At 67.4% G+C, this 1,363-nt stretch carries 1 protein-coding gene; it reads left to right on the top strand.

All coding sequences use genetic code 11. The features are described from left to right. The first annotated feature begins 262 nt into the window (after positions 1-262). The gene (locus NCC78_RS31675; protein ID WP_308220985.1) at positions 263-1,291 is read left to right on the top strand and encodes a tyrosine-type recombinase/integrase; all 1,029 of its coding nucleotides are present in this window, start codon (positions 263-265) and stop codon (positions 1,289-1,291) included. The last annotated feature ends 72 nt before the right edge of the window (positions 1,292-1,363 follow it).

The following is a 1,363-nucleotide window of genomic DNA, read 5'->3' as shown; positions in this document are numbered from 1 at the left end:
CAGCTCACGCTGCCCATCCGGACAGGTTCAACCACCGGCCACGCGCACCCAAACTCCCCGACCAAGCGTGGATCAACCAGCCAGCCCAACAGACACAGACCGTCTCAGTTTGACTTGACAACTACCGCGGCGGCAGCTCCATCCCACCTCCAACCCCTCGCTTGTAAGTCTTGGGCACTTCGTCCGGCAGGCTCCGTCCGCGTTCGCGACCTCCGGCGGCGGTCCGCGCTCGGCCGCCGGCGGCCGTCTTCGTCCCGGGTGCTTGCTGTCACCGTCGCTGTCGACAGCCACCTGTTGCCGCGACCCGGCCACGCCGCTCTATTCGCCACCCAACGAACCCGTAGGCCAGAAGAGGGAACGCGACCAGGAGGAAGCTGCCGCCCGCAGCGAGGAGCCACAGCAGGACCCGGTCCCACTTCGCCTGTTCGGCGGCCGGGTCACTCCACGGCAGTTGGGGCTCCAGGAACGCAGGAGCGCAGCACCCGACCACGGCAGCCGAGACGAGCATCAGGGTGCCGACGATGAGAGCGAGGCGCGGCCTAGACATCCTCCGCATGCTCGCAGAATCCGGCTCGTCGCTGCACCCAAGCTGCGCCCGACCACGCTGGATCGCTATCGGTCCTTGATCACGCGCTACGTCGTGCCAGCTATCGGCAAGAGACGACTCACCGCCTTAACCCCTGCCGATGTCCGTCTCATGCTCGCCAAGGCAGCGGCTGCCCGCACCGCCGGCCGAAAGGACCAGCCCGAGGACGAGCGGCCGAACGTGTCGCCGCGAACCGTGCAGCAAGTTCACGCGGTGCTGCGCGCAATGCTCAATCAGGCCGTACGTGAAGAGCTACTCGCGCGCAACGTCGCCCGGCTGGTACAGGCTCCCACCCCTGACCGGGAGGAGATCCACCCGTGCACCGAGTCGGAAGCCCGTACCTTCCTGGCCGCAGCGAAAGCACACCGCCTGCACGCCCTGTTCGTCGTCGCGCTGGCACTTGGTCTGCGGCGTGGGGAACTTCTCGGGCTGCGATGGTCGGACATCGACCTGAACGCCGGACAGTTGCGGGTGTGGCAGACGTTGCAGCGGGTTCGCGGCGATGGTGTGGTGTTCGGCCCACCCAAGTCGCGCCGCTCCCGCCGCATACTGACGATGCCGGCCGTCGTGCTCCAAGCGCTCAAGCGTCACCGCAACCTCCAGAAGCATGAGCGCAGCCTCGCCGATGGGCATTGGCAGGAGACGGGCTTAGTGCTTCTCGTCGTTAATTCGTCGGGGGTTGCGTCCAGGCGGTGGGGTCGTTGAGGTAGAGGCCGCAGGCGCAGTCGAGGGCTTCTTCCGGGCTGCCTGCGGGCAGCCCGTTGGGCAGGACGGAGT

Origin of the sequence: Micromonospora phytophila, assembly GCF_023656545.1 — a bacterium.
GTDB classification, from domain to species: domain Bacteria; phylum Actinomycetota; class Actinomycetes; order Mycobacteriales; family Micromonosporaceae; genus Micromonospora; species Micromonospora phytophila.
This window is presented reverse-complemented; position numbering and strand designations above follow the sequence as displayed.